Raw genomic sequence first — 20,971 nt, 5'->3', positions numbered from 1 at the left:
CGGGGGCGCGCATGCAGATGATGGTGGTGATGAAGTTGACCGCGCCGAGGATCGTGCCGAAGCCGGAGAAGGCCAGACCCATGATCCACATGTCGGCACCGACCCCCGGCGTACGGACCGCGTCCGACAGCGGCGCGTAGGCGAACCAGCCGAAGTCGGCCGCGCCCTGCGGAGTGAGGAAGCCGCCGACGGCGATCAGCGAGCCGAAGAGGTACAGCCAGTAGGCGAACATGTTCAGCCGCGGGAACGCCACGTCGGGTGCGCCGATCTGCAGCGGCATGATCCAGTTCGCGAAGCCGGCGAACAGCGGCGTCGCGAACATCAGCAGCATGATCGTGCCGTGCATCGTGAACGCCTGGTTGAACTGCTCGTTCGACATGATCTGCAGACCCGGCCGGGCCAGCTCGGCGCGCATCAGCAGCGCCATCACCCCGCCGATGCAGAAGAAGCCGAACGCCGTGACCAGATACAGCGTGCCGATCGTCTTGTGGTCCGTGGTGGTCAGCCACTTCACCGCGGCCGTTCCGGGACGACGCGGACGCCCGGGAACGGCTGCGGGCGGCGTCGTGACAGTGGTGCTCTCCATGCCCCGCCTGTGTCCGGCGCCGGGACCACCGTCACACTTGAGGGAAGCGACGAGCGTCACACCGACGGCTGTGACGTTCGGAGGACTGCCGGACACATACGGATCATGAGCAACGACGAGACCTTCGCCGCTGCCTATCGCGAGCACTACTGGGCGGTCAGCCGCTACGTGGCGAGGCGACTGGACGGCCGGAGCGGTGACGTGGAGGAGGTGGTGGCGGAGGTCTTCACCGTCGCCTGGCGGCGCCGGTCCGACCTTCCGCCGTCCCCGCTCCCCTGGCTGTACGGGGTGGCGCGCCACTGTCTGGCGAACGCCGTACGCGGCTACGGGCGGCGCCGCCGACTCCTCGACCGGCTCGGCAACGACGAGAGCGCGCACGGCAGACAGGTGGTCGAGAGCCCCGATTCCGGCTCGCCGGGCGACTGGGTGCACGAGGCACTGGCCCGGCTCTCACCGGCGGACCAGGAAATACTGCGCCTCACCGCCTGGGAGGAACTCGGCGTCGACGAGGTCGCCGTCGCCCTCGGCTGCGGCACCCGCGCCGCGGCGATGCGCCTGCACCGCGCCCGTCGCCGGCTCAGAGCCGAGATCGACCGACCGCACGCCACCGTGGCCCCCGGCGCCCCGGCGCCCTGCCGCGACACCCCGAAGGAGCACGGCCATGGCTGACGAACTCGACCTCCTGCGCCGCGCCAACCCGGTGCCGTCCGACGACGCCCGCTTCCGCGACCGGCCGCTCGACCAGCACGCCGAGCGCGGTCTCAACCGGCTGCTGCACAGCGGGCGCCCCCGCCGGCTGCGCCGCTGGGCCCTGAGCGTCGGGACCGCTGCCGCCGTGGGCGTGGTCGTCCTGACCCTCCTGCTGTCGGGGTCGGCCACCACCCCCGCGGTGGCCGCGCCCCGCCCCCTGCTGATCGAGTCCGGCTCCACTCCCGTACCTCTGGACCGGATCGCCGAACGGGCGGCCGCCGACCACTCCCTGCGGCTGCGCGAGGGCACCCATGTGCAGACCTGGAGCCTGGCCATGACGGCCGGCACCGGCGCCCGGCGGGCGGTGACGCTGCCCGAGGAACGGGTGCTGCGCCGGCACGCGGACGGCAGCGCCACGGAACTCGTCGTGGCCACCGACCCGCGCCATCCGGGCGGACCCGTCATCACCGACGCCGACCCCGTCCCGCGCGTCGTCGAGGACGGCCACGTCCTCAGCAGGCGGACCTACCCGCCCAGCTGGAGCGACGCCCCGCCCCGGGCCACCCCGCCGCACGACGTCGGGCGGCTGCGCGCCTACCTCGACGAACTCAACCGGACGGCACCACTGGGCACGCCCGAACTCCTCGACGCCGTCAGCGAGTTGCTGGGCAACTGGACGCTCGGTTCACGCGAGAACGCCACGCTGGTCCGTCTCCTGGCCGAGGCCGAGGGCCTGCGCCCGGTCGGCGCGGTCACCGACCGTCTGCGCCGCCCGGGGCAGGCGTACGTGTACGACGACACCGCGCACGGCCTGCGCCGGATGCTGATCCTGGACCCGGGGACCGGCGCCGTGCTCGGCCTGGAGGACACCGTCACGAAGGACGACGCGGAGTTCGGCGTCCGGTCCGGGGACGTGATGTCGTACAGCGCGTGGATGCGCTGAGCGCCGACCCCGGACGTCCGGGACGGCGTCCGGCACCTGTGGCGGTCCGCGCCGGCACCGCGACCGCCGTCGGGCCGGCACCGCCCGGCACCGGCGTGACCGGCGGTGCCCGAGCACGGACGGACGCGAAGCCGACATTGCCCCGGTGACGGCCGCCGTCGCCCCGCTGGAGGACGCGGGACTGATCACCCGTACCCACGACGCGGCCGACCGGCGGCGGGTGGAGGTGCGGCTCACCGAGGCCGGACACGCCGCGTTCGAGCGGCACGCGGTGTCGGCGGACGAGGGTGAGAACGCGCTGCTCGGAGCGCTGACCGCAGCAGAGAGGCGGACACTCGCAGACCTGCTGCGGAGACCGGTCGCGGCCGCCGGGTCCGGTGCGACCGCCCCATAGCCACCTTGGCCGAGAAGGTCCAGGTCAGACGAGAGGACACCTGAACCTTCGGCCAGTTCCTCCCTACTCGTCCCATGCCTGGAGCAGCGTGTGTTCGACGATCTTGCCGTCCCGCAGCGACATCATCGAGCTGGCCAGTACCCGCACGCCGTCGGGGTAGAGGCAGGACTCGGTGAAGGCGACGTGGTCGCCCTGGATGACGCAGTCCTCGAGCTTGTGGATCATGTCCCGGCTGCAGACGTCGTCCAGCAGGTCGGCGATCTCGCCACGGCCGTGTTTCACCATCGGGTGACTGGGCTGCGTGTTGCGGTCGATGATCCGTATCTCCGCGTCGTCCGCGTACAGTGCCAGCAGTTCCGCCGCGTCGTGTCCTTCGATCCCGCGGCGCAGCGCCTCGGTGTCGAAGGCGGGGCCTGCCATGGTGCCCATGAATGACCTCCTCGGAAGGCCGCGGCCCGGTAAGGAGCGGGCCGCGAGGGGCCTCTCCTCCGAGAGTCCTCCGCCGCACAGCCCACGGCAAGCCCAGCCGTCACGATGAGCCTCTCGGGTGAGCGGCGGGGTCCGGCCGTGACCGGGCGGGGTCCGGTGCCGTTGCTGAAGACATGATCTCAACACGACGTATGGTCGCCGCCGTTGGTCTCGCCGTCGGCGTCACGGGCCTGGCCGCGCCGATGGCCTCCGCGGCCACCTCCGAGGCCCCGGACGCGGGACGGCTGAACCCGATCACCCAGCTCGACGAGCTTGCGACGAGTGGTCTGCCGGCGGAGCACCGGAACGACATCCCGCGGACGGCCAACCAGCTGGCCGGGCTCAACCACCTCAACGATCTCAACCAGCTGCACCAGCTCACCGACCTGGCCGCCCCCGTCACCGGGTTGCTCCCGGGCATCGAGGCCTGACACGGCCGACCGAGCCCCGCGGAGATCCTGCCCCCCCGGCACACGTGCCCGGGGGCAGGATCGCGTCCGGCCCCTGTTCGCCCGGTGAACGGGCCTGCGTCCCGCGGCCGCCCCGGCGAGGAACTGCGCGGAGCCTCAGCCCGCCGTGGCGAGGAACTGCGCGGAGCCTCAGCCCGCCGTCGCGAGGAACTGCGTGGCCGCCAGCTCGGCGTAGAGCGGATCTCCGGCCACGAGCTCCCGATGGGTCCCCACCGCGCGCACCCGGCCCGCGTCCATGACGACGATGCGGTCGGCCATCGTGACCGTGGACAGCCGGTGCGCGACGACGAGGACCGTGGTGGTGCGCGCGACATCGGCGACCGTGTCCCGCAGCGCGGCCTCGTTCACGGCGTCGAGCTGCGAGGTCGCCTCGTCGAGGAGCAGCAGCCGGGGGCGGCGCAGCAGGGCGCGGCCGATCGCGACGCGCTGGCGTTCACCGCCGGACAGCTTGGTGCCGCGATGCCCCACCAGCGTGTCGAGTCCACGTGGCAGCCGGGCCACCAGCCCGTCCAGACGCGTCGTCCGCACCACCCGGGTCACCTCCGCCTCGTCGGCCTCCGGATTGCCCAGCAGCAGGTTGTCCCGCAGGGAACCCGACAGGACCGGGGCGTCCTGCTCCACATATCCGATGGCGGACCTGAGCTGCGACAGGTTCCAGTCCTCCAGCGGACGGCCGTCCACGGTGATGACGCCGGACTCGGGGTCGTAGAACCGCTCGATGAGGGAGAACACGGTGGTCTTGCCCGCGCCCGAGGGGCCGACGAAGGCCGTCATGCCACGAGCCGGCACGGCGAACGTCACGCCGTGGTGGACGTACTGCAGATCGTCGGCGTACCGGAAGCGGACGTCGTCGAAGGAGAGCGAGGCGGGCGCCGAGCCGGGCACCGGCAGCGGCACGGGGAGCGCGGCCGGTTCCGCGGGCAGCCGCAGCGCCTCCTGGATCCGGGCCAGCGCCGCGGCGCCGGTCTGGTACTGCGTGACCGCGCCGACCACCTGCTGGATCGGCGACATGAGGTAGAAGACGTAGAGCAGGAACGCGACCAGGGTGCCGACGCCGATGGCGCCGGTCGCCACCCGGGCGCCGCCCACCGCGAGCACCGTGATGAAGGCGATCTGCATCGCGAGCCCCGCCGTGTTGCCCGCCGCCGCCGACCACTTGGCGGCCCGCACGCTCTGCCGCCAGGACTCCTCGGCCGCCGCGTGGATGGTCCGCTCCTCGCGGTGCTCGGCCCCGGACGCCTTGATCGTGCGCAGCGCCCCGAGGATCCGCTCCAGCGCGGCGCCCATCACGCCGACCGCGTCCTGCGCCTGCTTGCTGGCCCGGTTGATGCGCGGCACGATCAGACCGAGCACCGTTCCCGCGCACAGGATCACCCCGAGGGTGACCCCGAGCAGCACCATGTCGACCAGCCCCATCATCACCACCGTCGCGACGAGGGTGAGGCCGCCGGTGCCGATGCCCACGAGCGAGTCGGTGGTGACCTCGCGCAGCAGTGTCGTGTCGGAGGTGATGCGGGCCATCAGGTCGCCCGGCTCGCTGCGGTCCACGGCCGGTATCCGCAGCCGCAGCAGATAGGACGACAGGGCGCGTCGCGCGCCGAGCACCACGGACTCGGCGGTGCGCCGCAGCACGTACGAACCCAGCGCGCCCACCGCCGTGTTGGTGACCACCAGCGCCGCCATGCCGAGCAGTGCCCGCCCGATGGGCCGGTCGTGCGACAGGTCGTCGATGAGCCCCCGCGCCACCAGCGGCAGCAGCAGACCGGTGCCACCGGTCGTCAGCGCCAGCAGGGCGCCCGCGAACAGCGCCCACCGGTGCGGGCGTACGTATCCGAGAAGCAGCCGCCAGGCGGGTGGTTCGGCTTGCGTCCCTGCGATGGTCACGGCGCTCCTTGTGGCGAGGGATGAGGATGCCTCAGGCTACGTCGGCACGGGCACCGTACGGCCACCGGTCGGCCCTCCCGTACAAGGTGGACCAGCCACGCATCGACGGCCGCCACGGGGCGCCTCGCACGGCCGGCCCGGCCCCCTGTCGAGCGGGCGGAACAGGGCCTCTGCGCAGCCCCGTTCGCGTACGCCGTGACGCGGTCCGGGGGACGGGGGCCGGCGGCCCGGCCTACGTCGCCCGAGGCGACCGGAGACCACCTGGCCTGCTACCGGCCGGTCACACCGTAGGGTCGGTCGACGAACGTCGATCTACGGAAGGGTTCGCCACCATGGCGCAGGAAGTACGTGGCGTGATCGCCCCGGGCAAGAACGAACCGGTGCGCGTGGAGACCATCGTCGTGCCCGATCCGGGGCCGGGAGAGGCCGTGGTGAAGATCCAGGCGTGCGGGGTCTGCCACACCGACCTGCACTACAAGCAGGGCGGCATCAACGACGACTTCCCGTTCCTGCTCGGCCACGAGGCGGCGGGCGTAGTGGAGTCGGTCGGCGACGGGGTCACGGACGTCGCACCCGGCGACTTCGTCATCCTCAACTGGCGGGCCGTGTGCGGGCAGTGCCGGGCGTGTCTGCGCGGGCGGCCCTGGTACTGCTTCAACACCCACAACGCGAAGCAGAAGATGACCCTCACGGACGGCACCGAGCTGTCCCCGGCCCTCGGTATCGGCGCCTTCGCCGAGAAGACCCTCGTCGCCGCCGGACAGTGCACCAAGGTCGACCCGGCCGTCTCCCCCGCGGTCGCCGGACTCCTCGGCTGCGGCGTGATGGCCGGTATCGGCGCCGCCATCAACACCGGCAACGTCGGCCGGGGCGACTCCGTCGCCGTCATCGGCTGCGGCGGAGTCGGCGACGCGGCGATCGCGGGGGCCCGGCTGGCCGGCGCCGCGAAGATCATCGCCGTCGACATCGACGACCGGAAGCTGACCACCGCCTCGAAGCTCGGCGCGACGCACACCGTCAACTCCTCGTCGACCGACCCGGTCGCGGCGATCCAGGAGCTGACCGGGGGCTTCGGCGCCGACGTCGTCATCGACGCGGTCGGCCGCCCCGAGACGTACCGGCAGGCCTTCTACGCCCGCGACCTCGCGGGTACGGTCGTCCTGGTCGGCGTCCCGACCCCGGAGATGAAGCTGGAGCTGCCACTGCTCGACTTCTTCGGACGCGGCGGAGCCCTCAAGTCGTCCTGGTACGGCGACTGCCTGCCGTCCCGTGACTTCCCGATGCTGATCGACCTCCACCTCCAGGGGCGACTGGACCTGGAGGCGTTCGTGAGCGAGACGATCGCCCTGGACGAGATCGAGCCCGCCTTCGAGCGGATGCACCACGGCGACGTGCTGCGCTCGGTGGTGGTGTTCTGATGACCACGCGCATCGAACACCTCGTCACCTCGGGCACCTTCTCGCTCGACGGCGGTACCTGGGACGTCGACAACAACGTGTGGATCGTCGGGGACGACCACGAGGCGATCGTCATCGACGCCGCGCACGACGCCGACGCCATCGCCGAGGCCGTGGGCGACCGGCGGCTGCTGGCCATCGTCTGCACCCACGCCCACAACGACCACATCGACGCCGCGCCCGCCCTCGCCGAGCGCACCGGTGCCACGATCTGGCTCCACCCGGACGACCTGCCGCTGTGGAAGCAGACCCATCCCGACCGGCTGCCCGACGCCTGGCTCCAGGACGGGCAGGTCATCGAGGCGGCCGGCGCGGATCTGACCGTTCTGCACACACCCGGCCACGCCCCGGGCGCGGTCTGCCTGTACGACCAGGGGCTGGGCACCGTGTTCACCGGCGACACCCTCTTCCAGGGCGGCCCGGGAGCCACCGGCCGCTCCTACTCGCACTTCCCGACGATCGTCGACTCGATCCGCGAGCGTCTGCTCGGCCTGCCGGGCGACACCGTCGTCCGCACGGGGCACGGCGACACGACCACCATCGGCGCCGAGGCACCGCACCTGGAGGAGTGGATCGCGCGCGGCCACTGACGCCGACCCGCCGGGCCAGGGCGGCTCGGGTACGGGAGACCTGACATCCCGGAGACCCGGCACGCGAGAAACCTGACACGCGACAAACCTGACAGGAGATGTCCGGCTTCCACGTCACGCTCGGAGCGACCCATGGGTGAAGGCACCGCGTGGGCCCTACGAGCACGGACGAACGCGAGAACGTACGCACATGGAGGTCGGACATGTCAGGGCCGCTGGAAGGCAAGGTCGCGCTGGTCGCGGGGGCCACCCGGGGAGCGGGACGGGGGATCGCCGTGGAACTCGGCGCGGCCGGCGCCACCGTCTACGTGACCGGGCGCAGCACCCGTGAACGGCGCTCGGAGTACGACCGCCCCGAGACGATCGAGGACACCGCGGAGCTGGTGGACGCGGCGGGCGGCGTCGGTGTCGCCGTGCCCACCGACCACCTCGACCCCGGGCAGGTCGAGGCCCTGGTCGCACGCGTCGACGACGAACAGGGCCGGCTCGACGTCCTGGTCAACGACATCTGGGGCGGCGAGAAGCTCTTCGAGTGGGACGCCCCGGTCTGGGAGCACGACCTCGACAACGGACTGAGGCTGCTCCGGCTGGCCGTCGAGACGCACGCCGTCACCAGCCACCACGCGCTTCCCCTGCTGCTGCGCCACCCCGGCGGCCTCGTCGTCGAGATGACCGACGGCACCGCGGAGTCCAACCGGGACACCTATCGCGTCTCCTTCTTCTACGACCTGGCCAAGGCGTCGGTCCTGCGCATGGCGTTCGCGCTGGGCCACGAACTGGGCCCGCGCGGCGCCACCGCGGTCGCGCTCACCCCGGGCTGGCTGCGCTCGGAGATCATGCTGGAGGCCTTCGGCGTCACCGAGGAGAACTGGCGCGACGCGACGGAGCGTGTGCCGCACTTCGGCATCTCCGAGACCCCCGCCTATGTCGGCCGTGCCGTGGCCGCGCTGGCCGCCGACCCGGACGTCGCGCGCTGGAACGGGCAGTCGCTCTCCAGCGGGCAGCTCGCCCGGGTGTACGACTTCACCGACCGCGACGGCAGCCGCCCGGACGCCTGGCGCTACCTGACCGAGGTCCAGGACGCCGGCGAACCGGCGGACGGGGCGGTCCCGGTCGTGGGCGGTGCCGGCGCTGGTCCCGACGCCCAGGCGGTGATCGAGGCCTACCGCTGACACACACCGCCCGGGCGCCGGACCCGACGCCGGGACGAGCCGTCCGGCAGGCGGGGCGGCACGGGACCGGCGCGCCGGGTCAGGCGGTGACGGACCCGGCGGCGTCCTGGAGCATTTCCAGCAGGCGGCGCAGACCGGGGCGCCGGGCCGTACCGGTGCGGTGGGCGGTGTAGACGGTGCGGGTCACCGGGTGGACGAGGGGGTGCAGGCTGAGCGGGGCGTCGGCCCGCGGCAGGGCGAGACGGGGCGCGAGTGCCACCCCCGCCCCGGCGGCCACCAGTGCGGTCAGGACGGCGAAGTCGCTGCTGCGCGCCCGGACGGAGGGGACGAACCCGGCGGCCCCGGTGGCGCGTTGGACCATCTCGTAGCAGGAGGCCTCGGGACCGGGGGTGAGCCAGGGATCGTCGGCGAGGCGGGCGAGGTCGGCCGCCTCGCCCTCGGCCAGCCCCAGTTCCGCCGCGCGTGCCGGGTGCAGCACGAGCACCACGGGGTCCTCCATGAGCGGGGCGGTCTCGCAGCCCACCGGGAAGTCCCGGGGCAGCACGGTGTAGCCGTGGACGACGGCCAGGTCGGTCTCGCGCCTGCGCAATGCCTCCAGGGAGAGTTCGGGCTCCTGCTCGACCAGATCGAGCGACAGCGCGTGGCCGCCCGACCCGTCCGCGGCCAGACTCCGGAAGACGGCGGGCATCAGCCGGCGGCAGGCGGACGCGAACGCCGCGACCCGGACGACACCGTGCGCTCCGCCACGCAGCGCGGCGAGGTCCGATTCGGCGGCCGCCAGATCGCCCAGGACCACTTCGGCATGGGCGACGAGGAGTTCACCCGCCGCGGTCAGGCGCAGCGTCCGGCCGTGTCTCTCCACGACCGCCACCCCCGCCTCGCGTTCGAGGACGGCGAGCTGCTGGGAGATGGCCGGGGCGGTCAGCCGCAGTACGTCGGCGGTCGCGGCGACCGTGCCGTAGGTGGCCAGGTGCTGGAGGATCCGCAGGCGTCGCACATCAAGCATGAAGACAGCCTCACCGATGGGGGACGGTACCAAAAGGAACGTTCTGCCTGACAGATCTCATTGATAAGCCAGGCTTTCTGGTTTCCAAATATAAGCTAACTGGAGCTTTATGGTTTTCCAGGTCACCCTGAAGCGGTGAAGACATCCGTGGCGTCCCCCCGTTTCCTGGCCCTCGCCGGCACCGTCGTGTTGTGGGCCTCGGCCTTTCCCGCCGTCCGGGTCGGGGTCGGCGGGCTCGGGATCGCGGCCCTGTCGTGGTGGCGCCTGGCCGTCGCCTCGCTCGCCCTGCTGACGGTCGCCCCCTTCGCCGGCGTACGTGTCCCGCACCGCGGGGACCTGCCGCTGATCGCCCTCTGCGGTGCCACCGGCATGACCGCCTACCAGATACTGCTCAACTGGGGCGAGGTCCACGTCGAAGCGGGCACCGCCAGCCTCCTGATCTCGGTGGCGCCCGTCTTCTCCGTCCTGCTCGGCAGCGTCTTCCTGGCGGAACGGCCGACCCGTGACACCGTCGTCGGCAGCGCCGTCGCCCTGACCGGCGCCGCCGTCGTCACGCTCGCCGACGGGCCTGCCGGGTTCACCGTCTCCGCCCTGGTCGTCCTGGCCGCCGCGGTGGTCCAGGGGATCTACCACTTCGCCGGCAAACCCCTGCTGCGCACCTACTCCGGTCTGGAAGTGGCCACCTACGCGATGGTGGCCGGCACCCTCTTCGCCCTGCCACTGCTGCCCGCGACCCTGCGCGCCACCGCCCACGCTCCCGCCGACGCCCTCTGGTCCGCCCTCTACCTCGGCCTGCTGCCCTCCGCGCTGGGGTTCGTGCTCTGGGGCTACGCGGTGGCCCGGATGTCGCTCGCCGCCGCCACGGCCGCCCTCTACCTGGTGCCGCCCGTCGCGCTGGTCGTCTCCGTGCTCTGGCTCGGCGAGGTCCCCCGGCCCGTCGCCCTGGCCGGCGGAGCCGTCACCGTCCTGGGCGTCGTCCTGATCAACCGCCGCCGCGCTCCCGCCGTCGCCGGCCCGGGCCGCCCCGCCGAGACCCCCGCGCTACGCCGCTGACCCGCGTCGGGGCGTCCGTGCAGGGGTGGGACCTGCCACGCCGGCGGACGGTCGGCCGACAGGGCCAGGGCCTCACGGACCGCCGCCCAACACCCCTCACGTGCCCCACGCCGGCGTGCCAGGAGTCCTGCCACGCCTTTCAGGCAGCGCGCGCGTGGTCGGCGTACACGGACAGCCGCCGCTCCTCCCACCGTGCCGCCCGCTCCCGGCGGAAACGGGCCCGGTCGCCCCGCACGGTCGCGAGGTACGGACCGAGGGCGCCGATGACCACGCCCACGCCCATGAGCGCCGGGAGTCGCGGTAAGAACGCGGACATCGGCGCACGGTGTCTGTCCCCGCGACGATCACGGCAGTACCTTCGCTGCCATGACTGCCACGACCGCAATGAGGCGCTTCGAAGGACACGGGGTGGTGATCACGGGCGCCGCTCGTGGCATCGGGGCGGCCACTGCCCGCCGGTTCGCCGACGAGGGGGCCCGCGTACTGATCGCCGACGTGGACCTGCCCGAGGCGGAGAAGACGGCCGCGTCGATCCGTGAACGCGGCGGGCTGGCCGAGGCGTACGTCTGCGACGTGGGGGACCGCGCGTCGGCCGAGCGGGCCGTCGAGCATGCCGCCCGCACCTTCGGCTCGCTGGACGTCCTGGTCAACAACGCCTATGGGTGCACCCCCGACGAGCCCCTCTTCGAGGACGAGCCGGACGAGGTGTGGGCCCACGACCTGGACCTCACCCTGACCGGCGCCTACCGGTGCTCCCGCGCGGCCCTCCCGCACCTGGTGGCCTCCGGCCGGGGCGCGATCGTCCACATCGGTTCCGTGAACGGCATCCAGGATTTCGGCAACCACGCCTACAGTGCCGCCAAGGCCGGTCTCATGTCCCTGACCCGCACGCTCGCGGGTCACGCCGCGCCCCGGGGGGTGCGCGTCAACATGGTCGCGCCGGGCACGGTCCGCACCACGGCGTGGGAGGGGCGTGAGGACGACCTCGCCGTGGCCGCGGAGCTCTACCCGCTGGGGCGGGTGGGGGAGCCCGACGACATCGCGTCCGCCGTCGCCTTCCTCGCCTCCCGCGACGCGTCCTGGATCACCGGGACCACGCTGTGCGTGGACGGGGGACTGCTGGCGGTCAACACCGGCTTCCGCAATGCGGTACGGCAGCGTGCGTAGCGGCGGGCCGGGCGCGTCGCGTCACGGGGTCTTGTGCCCCCACCGCGGTCCCACCCGCTCCCACGCGCGGGCCCACTCGTCGTAGCGGCGCCGGTCGAGCCGCCAACGGGCGAGGCGACCGCCCGCGAACACCAGGCTGCCGAACGCGATCGCCGCGCCGGTGCCGAGGGCTCCCGCCTCGGCGGACGCCGTGCCCGGATCAGGGGGCCGGGTGGTGAGACGCCCCTTGTGGTCCAGCCAGACCACGATCTTCGAACCGGCCGGGTGCCCGGCGTTCACCAGCGTCCGGCCGGTGTGGGTCGCGCCGTCCGGACCCGTCCAGCGGACCGTCGCGCGGACACCGTCGTAGACGGGGCCGTCGCCCGTCGGCAGGGTCCGGACCGTGTTGTCGACGAGGACGGCCGGGGCCGGGTGCCGCTCGTGCCGCAAACGGGCGAAGGACGCGTCGGCCGTGTGGGCCGCCACCAGACCGACGAGGGCGCCTCCCACCAGGATGACCGCCCAGACGACCAGCACGATCCAGGCCTCGACGACATCGTCGTGCCGGCGCAGCGGATTGCTCCGCCACCGCCAGCACCACCGCTTCGTACGCCGTGTCCAGTGCATCGCCGCACCTCCTCGTCATGCCTACGGCCGGGTGACGCCCGGGGAGCGAGGGGTGGCGGGGCCGACCGGACGGATCGCGGGGCCGTCCGGCCCTCGTTCGCACGCGGGGGCCGTTCCGTCCGGGCCGGCAGGAACCTCGTAGGGCCCGCCCGGTCCGGGAACGGGGACCGATCGGCCCGTGCGCACCACGGGCGCGAGGGGCCGGTGAAGGGATGTCAGGGCCAAGGCGCCGGGGCGGGAAGGGCCCCACCCGCTTCTCGCGGGTCCTGATTGTGCGGTGCACGGCCACCGACCGCTTCTCCGCGTCCTTCCCGGGTCCTTCCCGTCCACTCCAGGACAGCACGTGCGGCACGGAACCGCCAGGGCCGGTCGGCCCCGGCCCGCCGCCCCATGACCTCGCGGACCCTTCGTGAGCAGGAACGGCACCGCCCGGGCCGCCGGCGATTCCCGCCCGGGAACGGGTGGGGCGCCGGTCGGTCGAAGGGGCCGACCCCCGAGCGGTCCCCCGGGCGATCCCGTGCGCGGTCCCAGGGGTCAGTCGTCGTCCTCCGCGACCTCCTCGTGCCGGTGCGCCGCCACGAGGGCCTCCACCATGTCGACGGCGCTGCCCTCGTGGTCGCTGCCGGCCGTGCCGCTGCCCTGCTGGACGTTCGCGGCCCGGTCCACCTCGAGGATCGAGTCGGCGTGCGAGTTGTCGAGCACGGTGATGAAGCTGTCGCCCGCGGCCGCCGGTGCGGCCGCGGCACCCAGCAGGGCCACCGCCAGTACGGCGGCCGTGCGCAGGCGCGGCGACGGGACGTGCCGCGCTGTCACGCGCTCGCGCCCTGGGGCTCCGGCCGCAGGCGCGCGATGTTGCGCTCCAGCAGCTGGGTGGCGGTCGCGACGCCGACACCGTTCGTCGTGTCGACCACCGGGAGCCGACCGTCGGCCGCCCTGAGGTCGGCGAGCGCGGAGTGCATCGCCTGGTGGGCCGCGAACAGGCACGGGGTGCTGTAGATGGCGACGTCCACGCCGAGTTCGGACAGTTCGCCCAGGGACAGCCGGGGCGACTTGCCGCCCGCGATCTGGTTGAACAGCAGGGGCTTGTCACCGACGACCTCGCGGATCCGCCGGATCCATTCCACGCTGCGCACCCCGTCGACGAGCACCACGTCCGCGGCGGTCGCGGCGAGAGTCTCGGCCCGGTGCAGGATGTCGTTCTCGTCGGTCGCGTCCGTGCGGGCCACCACGACCATGTCCTGCCGGGTCGCCAGCACCATCTCCAGCTTGGCGAGGTACTCCGACAGCGGCAGCACCTGCTTGCCGTCGGCGTGCCCGCACCGGCGCGGCCGCTTCTGGTCCTCCAGGATCACGCCCGACGCCCCGATCCGCTCCAGTCCCTCCACCACGTGACACGCGACCTCGGGGTCGACGTACCCGTCGTCGATGTCCACCAGCAGGTGGTGCCGCGGGAACGCGCCCCGCAGTCGCTGGACGAACGCCACCATGTCCGGCCAGGCGATGAACCCGATGTCCGGCAGCCCGTAGTACGAGGCCGCGAACCCGAAGCCGGAGACGAACATCCCGTCGTAGTGCTCGGCCGCGATCGACGCCGAGTACATGTCGTACACGCCGATCAGCGGAGTGGTCTCCGGTCCTGCGATCTGCTCCCTCAGCTTCTTCCCGTAAGTCAACGTCCGGTTCCTTCCTCGGGGTTCGTCAGGGCGGGCGGAAGGGGCCGCGGCGACACGACAGCCCTTTACCAAGACAAGAGGATCTCTATGGCGATACGGGACTCTCCCCTTGGACAGGCTTTGCTCACCCCGATGGCGCAAGCGGTTCACCGGAGAAACGTCACATGTCCCCCGTCCGGCCCGCGGACTCCCTCGCCGTCCCGTTCATCCGCGCGCAAGCCGTGCGTCATTCCTCGCTCAACTGTGGCTGAGACCTTCACGGCATCGATAAAGTTGGCTATACAACTTAGGGAGTGAGTGATGGACACGTCACCGTCAGTCAAGGAAACGTCAACCGAAGAGCCGTCCGGCGCGGAACCGTCCGTGGCGGACCTGCCGCTCATGTGGCTGCGGGACAACTGCGCCTGCGCCCGCTGCCGGGACCCGCGCAACGGACAGAAGCTGTTCCAGATCACCGAGCTGCCCGCCGGCCTCGCGCTCGGCGCGGTCCGGCGGACCGCCGACGGCGTCGAGGTCGACTGGGCGCCCGACGGCCACCGGTCGCGGTACTCCACGCGGTGGCTCAGGGCCAACCGCCCCGGTACGGGCGCCGAGGCCGACGACGGGCCCGGGGACCGGCGGGCCGAGACGGGCAAGACACTGTGGGCCGCCGCCGACCTGGACGGCCGGCTGCCCGAGGCGGACTGGACGGACTACGTGGGCGACCCGCTCGTCAGGGCGCGCGTGCTGGACTCGGTACTCGGGCTCGGCTTCGCCCTGCTCCGGGACGTCCCGTGCCGTGCGGGCCAGGTGGTCGAGGTGGCCGAGACGTTCGGCTACGTCCGCGAGACCAACTACGGGCGGCTGTTCGACGTACGGGTCGAACCGGACCCCAACAACCTGGCCTTCACCGGCGCGCGCATCACCCCGCACACCGACAACCCCTACCGCGACCCGGTGCCCACCCTCCAACTGCTGCACTGCCTGGCCAACTCGGCGAGCGGCGGCGACTCGGGTCTGGTGGACGGGTTCAAGGCCGCGGCGCTGCTGCGTGCCGAGGACCCGGAGGCGTTCGCCGTGCTGACCCGCACACCGGTGCCGTTCCGCTTCAGTGACGCCCGCACCGTGCTGGAGGCCGAACGGCCGCTGATCGACGTGGACGGCCGCGGCCGGATCCGCGAGGTGCGCTTCAACAACCGCTCGATGGCCACCCTGCGGCTGCCCGCCGACGAGGTGGAGGCATTCTACCGGGCCTACCGGACATTCGCCGAGATCACCCTGCGCCCCGAACTCCAGCTGGACTTCCGGCTCTCGCCCGGCGACTGCCTGATCTTCGACAACGTCCGGCTGCTGCACGCCCGTACCGCCTTCGAGGAGACCGGCGCCCGCCATCTGCAGGGCGCCTACGCCGACATCGACGCGCTGGCCGGCACGCTGGCCGTACTGCGGCGCGAACGGGAAGCGGCGGGCGCGGAGTTCCTGGACGGGCTGGCCGAACTCTTCGCGGGCGAGGGCGCGGGCGCCTACCTGGGCGAGCCGGTGACGATGGCGCAGCACATGCTTCAGGCCGCGGCGCGTGCCCAGGAGGCGGGGGCACCCGACGCGCTGGTGGCGGCCGCGTTGCTGCACGACGTCGGTCACTTCCACGGCCCGGTCACCGGCGAGGACCTGATGGCCGGCACCGACAACCGGCACAGCCACACCGGCGCGGACCGGCTGGCCGACTGGTTCGGTCCCGAGGTCACCGAGCCGATCCGGCTGCACGTGGCGGCCAAGCGGTACCTGTGCGCGGTCGAGCCGGAGTACTTCGGGCTCCTCACCGAGGCCTCCGTGTACACCCTTCAGGTGCAGGGCGGTCCGATGTCCGCGCCCGAGGTCGCCGAGTACGAGGCGAATCCGTACGCGGCGGACGGGGTCGCGGTGCGCCGCTGGGACGACGAGGGCAAGGACCCCGAGGCGTCGGCCCCGGACTTCGCGCACTTCCGGCCGCTGCTCGCGGCACTGCTGCGCACCGCCTGATCAGGCCCCCCGCGGCGGAGGCGGCCGGGCGGCGCGCGGTCAGGTGTCGCCGGCCGGGCGGCGGGCCAGCGAGCCGGCGGCGGCCGAGCTGTGGACGGTGAAGGACACGGTGTCCGGCAGGTACCGGTCGTCGGACCATTCGATCGGAGTACCCGCCGGATCCGTGCTGCACCGACGCTCGCGCAGCAACGGGTCACCGGGCCGGCAGCCGAGCAGCCGGGCGTCCTCCGTGTCGGCGGGGCAGAGGTCGATGGTGTGCTGGGCGTCCGCGAACAGCACACCCCGCTCCTCCAGGGCCACCGTGTACGACACGGTGTCCGGCGGCAGTTCGGCGACCAGTTCGCCGACGGCCGGCGGGAAGGCGGTGCGCTCGACCATCGCGGGCCGGCCCGACAGCGTACGAAGCCGCCGTACGTGGTGGACCTCGGTGCCTTCGGGCAGGCGCAGTTGGACGCACTCGGTCGCGTCGGCGGGCCGGGTCTCCGCGGCGATCATCAGGCCGCCGGGTTCCTCGCCCATCGAGCGTGCCCAGCGGGTGAAGCTGAGCAGCTCGCCGAAGCTCTGCGGCCGGGGCATCCCGATCACGACCCGCCGGGTACCGCGCCGCGAGGCGACCAGACCCTCGGTCCGCAGCAGGGCCATCGCCTGGCGGACCGTGCCCCGGGAGACGCCGTACCGTTCGGCGAGTTCGCCCTCGGCGGGCAGCCGTCCGCCGGAGCCGTATCTGCCCTCGCCGATCTCCCGGCCCAGGTCCGCCGCCACCTTCCGGTACAGCGCCTGGTCCTTCGTCGCGCGTTTCCCGGTCCCGGCCGCGCCGTCCGTCACCGTGTGTCTCCTCGTCCCGCCCTGTCGCGGCCCTGCCCGACCGGGCGGCGCGTGTGCTCCGACCAGGGAGCCTAGCCGGGTTCGCCGTACGCGCGGCCGACCCCGTGCGCGGGTACTCGGTGACTCCCCTGCTTCCGTTCCGCCTGGGGGAGGGCCGACAGCGGATGAGGTGATCGCTTCCCGGATTTCGCGGGCACACGGAAAGAGGAACGGAACCGCCGTACGGCCGAGGTCAGGAACGGACGTGCGGGAGAGGGGCCAGGAAAGGCCGGCTGTACCGACGGAGACACGGAGACACGGAGGCACGGAGGCACGGAGACACGGAGACACGGAGGCACGGAAAGGATCGCGGATCGGCGTCACGGATCCCTCGGGGTGGGTTCAGGCGAAGCGAGAGCACTGCACGGGTTTCCGAACGAGGCCCGAGAACCCCAGGACCCGAAAAGAGGACCCGCCCATGACCACGCACATCACCCATGACCGGCGCGACCCGCCGGGCTCTCGCCGCCTGGCGGCCGCGCCGCGCCCCACGGGTAAGGATCATGGTGCGCACGGAGCCGGTGGGGCGGCCGACGCCACCCGGGGCCGGGGGAGCGCCGCCGCGCGTCCCGGTGGCGACGGCGCACACACCCGGAGAGGAGGACGAAGCCCGATGGAACAGCCCCGCTCGGCGGTCGACCGGAGCACGCCGGCCGTCGTCGGCGTGAGCGCCCTGCTCGCCGACGCCCCGTGCGTGACCACCGACGGACCGGACACCACCCCCGCCACCGTCCCGCCGGCCGTCCACACCCTGACGGCGGAAGCGGAGACGGCCGCGACCCCGTACCGTCTCGTCACCCGGGTGCACCTCAGCGCCCGATCGCACCGGAGCCCTCATGTCCGTTGACCCCCGTACGGACGGCCTCGCCGACGCCCGGCCCCTCCGGGCGACGCGCCCGGCCGCGCTCCGGCCGGCCGCCGACTGGTGGCCCGCGCTGCGCCGCACGCCGGTGTCGATGTGGAACGACGACGTCTCCGACTGGGCGGCGGCGCTGACCTACTACGCGATCCTGACCGTGCTGCCCGCCCTGCTGGTCATGGTCATCGCCTTCGGTCTGATCAGCCCGGACACCGCGGTGCAGTTCACCGAGCACGTCACCTCCCACGCGCCCGCGCAGTCCGGAGCCGAACTGCACGGTGTCCTGGCCGGGACACTGCGCGAACGGTCCGCCGCCTGGACCCTGCTGGTGACGGGTTCCGCGAGCGCGCTGTGGTCGGCCATCAGCTATCTCGCCGTGTTCCGCCGCGCCCTGCACCGCATGCACCGGGTCAAGGACTCGCGTTCCGCCTGGCGTACGGCACACCGCATCGTGCTGACCGCCCTCACCCTGCTCGGCCTGCTGGTGGTCAGCGCCCTCCTGCTGCTGCTGACCGGGCCCGTCGCCGAGGCGCTGGGGCATGCCCTCGGGCTCGCCACCACGGCGGCCCTGGCGTGGGACCTGCTGCGCTGGCCGCTGCTGCTGTGTCTCGTGGTGGTCCTGGTGATCGTCGTCTTCCACGCGGGCCCCCCTCCCGCCCGGCGCCGCGCTCTGAGCCTGCCCGGGGGAGTCCTGGCCGCCGCCCTGTGGCTCATGGTCTCCGCGGGTTTCGCCCTGTACGCCTCGGCGCTGAGCAACTACAGCAGGCTGTACGGCTCACTGGCCGGAGCCGTGGTCTTCCTCGTCTGGCTGTGGCTGTCCAACCTCGCCCTGCTCGCCGGAGCGCAGTTCACCGCCGAACTCGCCAAGGGGGCCCCCGAGAGTATGCGCTGACATGATGTGACTTTGGTGTGTAGATATCGTTGTATCCGTGTGAACGCTCGCAATGACTCCAGTCCGCAGCAGCTGGTTCTCGCCGCTCTCCTCGGTGCCTACTGGCTGGACTCGCCACCGCACTACCACGGCCGGCACACGCCCCGCGTCGACGGCCCGCAGTCCGTTTCGAGGACGGAGCCGAACAGGCCGCCGCGACAGCAGCGCGACGGCCCGCCCACCGGAGGCCCGGGACGGTAGACGGACCAGAGAGTCGTTTCCTCAGAGACCGAGGGTGAACCAGGTCGTCTTGCCCTCGTCGGTGGGCCGCACGCCCCAGTCGTCGGCGAGGGCGCGGACCAGGATCAGGCCGCGGCCCGACTCCGCGTCCTCGGCCGCCGGGCGCGGCTGGGGAAGATGCGGGCTGTGGTCGCTGACCTCGACGGTGAGATCGGTCGCGGTGCGGCACACGTGCACGCGGATGGGGCCCTGGGCGTGCTGCACGGCGTTGGTCAGCACCTCGGAGAGGAGCAGCCGGGCGTCGTCCGCGGGGCCGGCGCAGTCCCAGGAGGTGAGGGCCTTGCCGAGGAAGGCGCGGCCCTCGGGCACGGAGTCGGGTACCGCGGGCAGGGCGATGGTGACGGCCGCCAGGGGCGCGTCGGGGAGCCGGGCCAGCAGCAGGGTGACGTCGTCGTTGTGGCTCTCGGCGTCGGGCAGGAGGGCGGTCAGGACGTGATCGGCCGCCGCCTCCAGGTCGGGAGCGGCGGTGAACAGCCGACTCAACGTGGTGGTGAGCTTCGTGAGCTGGTCCTCGATGTCGCTGCCGGGGGTCTCGATGAGCCCGTCGGTGTAGAGGACGAGCGTCGCGCCGGCCGGGATGACCGCACTGGACTGCTGATAGAGGACGCCGCCGACCCCGAGCGGCGCGTTCACCGGCACGGGGAGCGCGCGGGCGCCGTCGCCGGGGGTGGCGACGAGGGTGGGCAGGTGACCGGCCGAGCAGATCGTCACCTGGCCCGCGTCCGAGGCGATCACCAGATAGCAGCAGGTGACCAGCTGGTCCGGCACGTCCAGGTCGGCGACACACGCGTCCAGGGCCTGCATGAGCTGACGCGGCTGCATGCCCGTCTTGGCCAGGGCGTGGGCGGCGGAGCGCAACTGCCCCATGACGGCCGCCGCTTCCAGACCGCGCCCCATCACGTCGCCGATCAGGACCCCGACCCGGCCGGCCCCCAGGGGGATGAGGTCGAACCAGTCGCCGCCCACGCCCGCGCCCTGGGTCGCCGGCCGGTACCGGCTGGCGGTGGAGAGGCCGGGAATCGCCGGAGGGGTACCCATCAGGCTGCGTTGGAGGGTCAGCGCGATGTGCCGCTGCTGCTCGTAGAGGGCGGTCAGTTCGGCCTCGGCACGCTTGCGGTCGCTGATGTCGCGCACGATCGCGCAGGCGCCGACGACCGTGCCGTCCGCCGCCCGGGTCGGCCACAGCGTGATGTCGACGTCCAGCAGTTCCCCGGAGCGCGTGAGCCGCAGCGCCTCGAAGTGCTCGACCTTCTCGCCGCTGCCCAGCCGCTCCATGAGGGTGTCGATCTCGTCCCGGTGCTCGGACGGGGCGAGCAGGGACACGTGCCGGCCCATCACCTCCGCCGGGACGTAGCCGTACAGCCGTTGCGCGGCGGTGTTCCAGTACGTGATGTCGCCGTCGAGGGTCTTGGCGAGGATCGCGTCCTGGGAGGACTCCACGAGCCCGGCCAGCTCGTTGATGCGTTCTTCGGCTGCTTTGCGGTCGCTGACGTCGCGGACGGCGGCGGAGAGGAGGAGGCCGTCGGTGGTTTCGAGGGGGGAGAGGCTGATTTCGACGGGGAATTCGGTGCCGTCTTTGCGGAGTCCGTTGAGTTCGAGTCCGGCGCCCATGGGGCGTACTTGGCGGTTGTTGGCGTAGTTGTCGCGGTGTTGGGTGTGGTGGGTGTGGAAGCGGCCGGGGACGAGGATTTCGACGGGGTGGCCGAGGAGTTCTTCGCGTCGGTAGCCGAAGAGGGATTCGGTCTGTGCGTTGACGAGTTTGATGGTGCCGGTGTCGTCGACGATGACCATGGCGTCGGGTGCCGCTTCGAGGAGTCCTCGGAAGCGTTCTTCGGCTGCTTTGCGGTCGCTGACGTCGCGGACGGCGGCGGAGAGGAGGAGGCCGTCGGTGGTTTCGAGGGGGGAGAGGCTGATTTCGAC

At 72.6% G+C, this 20,971-nt stretch carries 23 protein-coding genes; 13 read left to right on the top strand and 10 right to left on the bottom strand.

What is annotated here, in order from left to right; all coding sequences use genetic code 11:
- Positions 1–586 (bottom strand): cbb3-type cytochrome c oxidase subunit I (locus tag ACFV2J_RS38490; RefSeq protein WP_385443119.1); only part of this gene is annotated, 586 nt, incomplete at its 3' end.
- 105 nt (positions 587–691) lie between these two features.
- Here ACFV2J_RS38490 and ACFV2J_RS38485 point away from each other — a divergent pair.
- The 3 genes from ACFV2J_RS38485 to ACFV2J_RS38475 all read left to right on the top strand — a co-directional run bounded on the left by ACFV2J_RS38485 (position 692) and on the right by ACFV2J_RS38475 (position 2,613).
- Positions 692–1,255 (top strand): RNA polymerase sigma factor, encoded by a 564-nt coding sequence (locus tag ACFV2J_RS38485; protein ID WP_385089561.1) that lies wholly within the window; start codon positions 692–694, stop codon positions 1,253–1,255.
- Complete coding sequence (locus tag ACFV2J_RS38480) at positions 1,248–2,219, top strand: CU044_5270 family protein (RefSeq protein WP_385089559.1); 972 nt, start codon at positions 1,248–1,250, stop codon at positions 2,217–2,219. The genes ACFV2J_RS38485 and ACFV2J_RS38480 overlap by 8 nt, the downstream gene beginning before the upstream one ends.
- Before the next feature lie 145 nt (positions 2,220–2,364).
- The gene (locus ACFV2J_RS38475; protein WP_385089555.1) at positions 2,365–2,613 is read left to right on the top strand and encodes a MarR family winged helix-turn-helix transcriptional regulator; all 249 of its coding nucleotides are present in this window, start codon (positions 2,365–2,367) and stop codon (positions 2,611–2,613) included.
- Between the two features lie 63 nt (positions 2,614–2,676).
- Here ACFV2J_RS38475 and ACFV2J_RS38470 read toward each other — a convergent pair whose 3' ends face one another.
- Positions 2,677–3,042 carry a nuclear transport factor 2 family protein gene (locus ACFV2J_RS38470; protein WP_385089552.1) on the bottom strand — a complete coding sequence of 122 codons (366 nt, stop codon included), beginning with the start codon at positions 3,040–3,042 and terminating at the stop codon, positions 2,677–2,679.
- A gap of 173 nt (positions 3,043–3,215) precedes the next feature.
- On the opposite strand from ACFV2J_RS38470, the gene ACFV2J_RS38465 reads away from it, so the two are divergent.
- A complete protein-coding gene (locus ACFV2J_RS38465; protein ID WP_385089549.1) occupies positions 3,216–3,512 on the top strand; it encodes a hypothetical protein in 297 nt (98 codons plus the stop codon).
- A 168-nt stretch (positions 3,513–3,680) separates the two neighbouring features.
- Here the strand turns inward: ACFV2J_RS38465 and ACFV2J_RS38460 are convergent, their stop codons facing one another.
- Positions 3,681–5,435 carry an ABC transporter ATP-binding protein gene (locus ACFV2J_RS38460; protein ID WP_385089546.1) on the bottom strand — a complete coding sequence of 585 codons (1,755 nt, stop codon included), beginning with the start codon at positions 5,433–5,435 and terminating at the stop codon, positions 3,681–3,683.
- A gap of 332 nt (positions 5,436–5,767) precedes the next feature.
- Here ACFV2J_RS38460 and ACFV2J_RS38455 point away from each other — a divergent pair, with 332 nt between their 5' ends.
- From ACFV2J_RS38455 to ACFV2J_RS38445, 3 genes are all read left to right on the top strand, one after another.
- The gene (locus tag ACFV2J_RS38455) at positions 5,768–6,853 is read left to right on the top strand and encodes an S-(hydroxymethyl)mycothiol dehydrogenase (protein WP_385089544.1); all 1,086 of its coding nucleotides are present in this window, start codon (positions 5,768–5,770) and stop codon (positions 6,851–6,853) included.
- Positions 6,853–7,482, top strand: a complete 630-nt coding sequence (locus ACFV2J_RS38450; RefSeq protein WP_385089541.1) for an MBL fold metallo-hydrolase — start codon at positions 6,853–6,855, stop codon at positions 7,480–7,482. Before ACFV2J_RS38455 ends, ACFV2J_RS38450 begins: the two co-directional genes overlap by 1 nt.
- A 203-nt stretch (positions 7,483–7,685) precedes the next feature.
- The gene (locus ACFV2J_RS38445; protein ID WP_385443111.1) at positions 7,686–8,654 is read left to right on the top strand and encodes an SDR family oxidoreductase; all 969 of its coding nucleotides are present in this window, start codon (positions 7,686–7,688) and stop codon (positions 8,652–8,654) included.
- 79 nt (positions 8,655–8,733) lie between these two features.
- Here the strand turns inward: ACFV2J_RS38445 and ACFV2J_RS38440 are convergent, their stop codons facing one another.
- On the bottom strand, positions 8,734–9,660 hold the full coding sequence (locus tag ACFV2J_RS38440) for a LysR family transcriptional regulator (RefSeq protein ID WP_385089536.1): 927 nt from the start codon (positions 9,658–9,660) through the stop codon (positions 8,734–8,736).
- A gap of 135 nt (positions 9,661–9,795) precedes the next feature.
- On the opposite strand from ACFV2J_RS38440, the gene ACFV2J_RS38435 reads away from it, so the two are divergent.
- The gene (locus tag ACFV2J_RS38435) at positions 9,796–10,713 is read left to right on the top strand and encodes a DMT family transporter (RefSeq protein ID WP_385089533.1); all 918 of its coding nucleotides are present in this window, start codon (positions 9,796–9,798) and stop codon (positions 10,711–10,713) included.
- Positions 10,714–10,852: 139 nt separating this feature from the next.
- On the opposite strand, the gene ACFV2J_RS38430 is transcribed toward ACFV2J_RS38435, so the two are convergent.
- Positions 10,853–11,029, bottom strand: coding sequence for a hypothetical protein (locus tag ACFV2J_RS38430; protein WP_385089565.1), 177 nt, complete (start codon positions 11,027–11,029; stop codon positions 10,853–10,855).
- 50 nt (positions 11,030–11,079) lie between these two features.
- Here ACFV2J_RS38430 and ACFV2J_RS38425 point away from each other — a divergent pair, with 50 nt between their 5' ends.
- The gene (locus ACFV2J_RS38425; RefSeq protein ID WP_385089530.1) at positions 11,080–11,880 is read left to right on the top strand and encodes an SDR family NAD(P)-dependent oxidoreductase; all 801 of its coding nucleotides are present in this window, start codon (positions 11,080–11,082) and stop codon (positions 11,878–11,880) included.
- A gap of 21 nt (positions 11,881–11,901) precedes the next feature.
- Here ACFV2J_RS38425 and ACFV2J_RS38420 read toward each other — a convergent pair whose 3' ends face one another.
- From ACFV2J_RS38420 to ACFV2J_RS38410, 3 genes are all read right to left on the bottom strand, one after another.
- Positions 11,902–12,486, bottom strand: coding sequence for a hypothetical protein (locus ACFV2J_RS38420; protein WP_385089527.1), 585 nt, complete (start codon positions 12,484–12,486; stop codon positions 11,902–11,904).
- Positions 12,487–13,020: 534 nt separating this feature from the next.
- Positions 13,021–13,299 (bottom strand): hypothetical protein, encoded by a 279-nt coding sequence (locus ACFV2J_RS38415; RefSeq protein ID WP_385443106.1) that lies wholly within the window; start codon positions 13,297–13,299, stop codon positions 13,021–13,023.
- On the bottom strand, positions 13,296–14,159 hold the full coding sequence (locus ACFV2J_RS38410; RefSeq protein WP_385092595.1) for an oxaloacetate decarboxylase: 864 nt from the start codon (positions 14,157–14,159) through the stop codon (positions 13,296–13,298). Before ACFV2J_RS38410 ends, ACFV2J_RS38415 begins: the two co-directional genes overlap by 4 nt.
- 363 nt (positions 14,160–14,522) lie before the next feature.
- Here ACFV2J_RS38410 and ACFV2J_RS38405 point away from each other — a divergent pair, with 363 nt between their 5' ends.
- Positions 14,523–16,157 carry a TauD/TfdA family dioxygenase gene (locus tag ACFV2J_RS38405; RefSeq protein WP_385092593.1) on the top strand — a complete coding sequence of 545 codons (1,635 nt, stop codon included), beginning with the start codon at positions 14,523–14,525 and terminating at the stop codon, positions 16,155–16,157.
- Between the two features lie 39 nt (positions 16,158–16,196).
- Here the strand turns inward: ACFV2J_RS38405 and ACFV2J_RS38400 are convergent, their stop codons facing one another.
- Positions 16,197–16,982, bottom strand: coding sequence for a GntR family transcriptional regulator (locus tag ACFV2J_RS38400; RefSeq protein ID WP_385443101.1), 786 nt, complete (start codon positions 16,980–16,982; stop codon positions 16,197–16,199).
- 652 nt (positions 16,983–17,634) lie between these two features.
- On the opposite strand from ACFV2J_RS38400, the gene ACFV2J_RS38395 reads away from it, so the two are divergent.
- The 3 genes from ACFV2J_RS38395 to ACFV2J_RS38385 are packed head-to-tail and all read left to right on the top strand — an operon-like array spanning position 17,635 to position 19,012.
- Positions 17,635–17,868, top strand: a complete 234-nt coding sequence (locus ACFV2J_RS38395; RefSeq protein ID WP_385443099.1) for a hypothetical protein — start codon at positions 17,635–17,637, stop codon at positions 17,866–17,868.
- Positions 17,858–18,772 (top strand): YihY/virulence factor BrkB family protein, encoded by a 915-nt coding sequence (locus ACFV2J_RS38390; RefSeq protein ID WP_385092584.1) that lies wholly within the window; start codon positions 17,858–17,860, stop codon positions 18,770–18,772. The genes ACFV2J_RS38395 and ACFV2J_RS38390 overlap by 11 nt, the downstream gene beginning before the upstream one ends.
- Positions 18,773–18,811: 39 nt before the next feature.
- A complete protein-coding gene (locus ACFV2J_RS38385; RefSeq protein ID WP_385092581.1) occupies positions 18,812–19,012 on the top strand; it encodes a hypothetical protein in 201 nt (66 codons plus the stop codon).
- Between the two features lie 21 nt (positions 19,013–19,033).
- On the opposite strand, the gene ACFV2J_RS38380 is transcribed toward ACFV2J_RS38385, so the two are convergent.
- Positions 19,034–20,971, bottom strand: a 1,938-nt coding sequence (locus ACFV2J_RS38380; protein WP_385443095.1) for a PAS domain S-box protein, incomplete at its 5' end; no start/stop codon positions are given.

It is taken from the genome of Streptomyces sp. NPDC059668 (genome assembly GCF_042734135.1).
In the GTDB taxonomy this organism is placed as follows: Bacteria; Actinomycetota; Actinomycetes; order Streptomycetales; family Streptomycetaceae; genus Streptomyces.
This window is presented reverse-complemented; position numbering and strand designations above follow the sequence as displayed.

What these genes read in the sequence shown, in the direction of transcription:
- ACFV2J_RS38485 (WP_385089561.1), top strand. Translation starts at nt 692, where the DNA reads ATGAGCAACGACGAGACCTTCGCCGCTGCCTATCGCGAGCACTACTGG.
- ACFV2J_RS38480 (WP_385089559.1), top strand. Translation starts at nt 1,248, where the DNA reads ATGGCTGACGAACTCGACCTCCTGCGCCGCGCCAACCCGGTGCCGTCC.
- ACFV2J_RS38470 (WP_385089552.1), bottom strand. Translation starts at nt 3,042, where the DNA reads ATGGGCACCATGGCAGGCCCCGCCTTCGACACCGAGGCGCTGCGCCGC.
- ACFV2J_RS38465 (WP_385089549.1), top strand. Translation starts at nt 3,216, where the DNA reads ATGATCTCAACACGACGTATGGTCGCCGCCGTTGGTCTCGCCGTCGGC.
- ACFV2J_RS38455 (WP_385089544.1), top strand. Translation starts at nt 5,768, where the DNA reads ATGGCGCAGGAAGTACGTGGCGTGATCGCCCCGGGCAAGAACGAACCG.
- ACFV2J_RS38450 (WP_385089541.1), top strand. Translation starts at nt 6,853, where the DNA reads ATGACCACGCGCATCGAACACCTCGTCACCTCGGGCACCTTCTCGCTC.
- ACFV2J_RS38445 (WP_385443111.1), top strand. Translation starts at nt 7,686, where the DNA reads ATGTCAGGGCCGCTGGAAGGCAAGGTCGCGCTGGTCGCGGGGGCCACC.
- ACFV2J_RS38440 (WP_385089536.1), bottom strand. Translation starts at nt 9,660, where the DNA reads ATGCTTGATGTGCGACGCCTGCGGATCCTCCAGCACCTGGCCACCTAC.
- ACFV2J_RS38430 (WP_385089565.1), bottom strand. Translation starts at nt 11,029, where the DNA reads ATGTCCGCGTTCTTACCGCGACTCCCGGCGCTCATGGGCGTGGGCGTG.
- ACFV2J_RS38425 (WP_385089530.1), top strand. Translation starts at nt 11,080, where the DNA reads ATGACTGCCACGACCGCAATGAGGCGCTTCGAAGGACACGGGGTGGTG.
- ACFV2J_RS38420 (WP_385089527.1), bottom strand. Translation starts at nt 12,486, where the DNA reads ATGCACTGGACACGGCGTACGAAGCGGTGGTGCTGGCGGTGGCGGAGC.
- ACFV2J_RS38395 (WP_385443099.1), top strand. Translation starts at nt 17,635, where the DNA reads ATGGAACAGCCCCGCTCGGCGGTCGACCGGAGCACGCCGGCCGTCGTC.
- ACFV2J_RS38390 (WP_385092584.1), top strand. Translation starts at nt 17,858, where the DNA reads ATGTCCGTTGACCCCCGTACGGACGGCCTCGCCGACGCCCGGCCCCTC.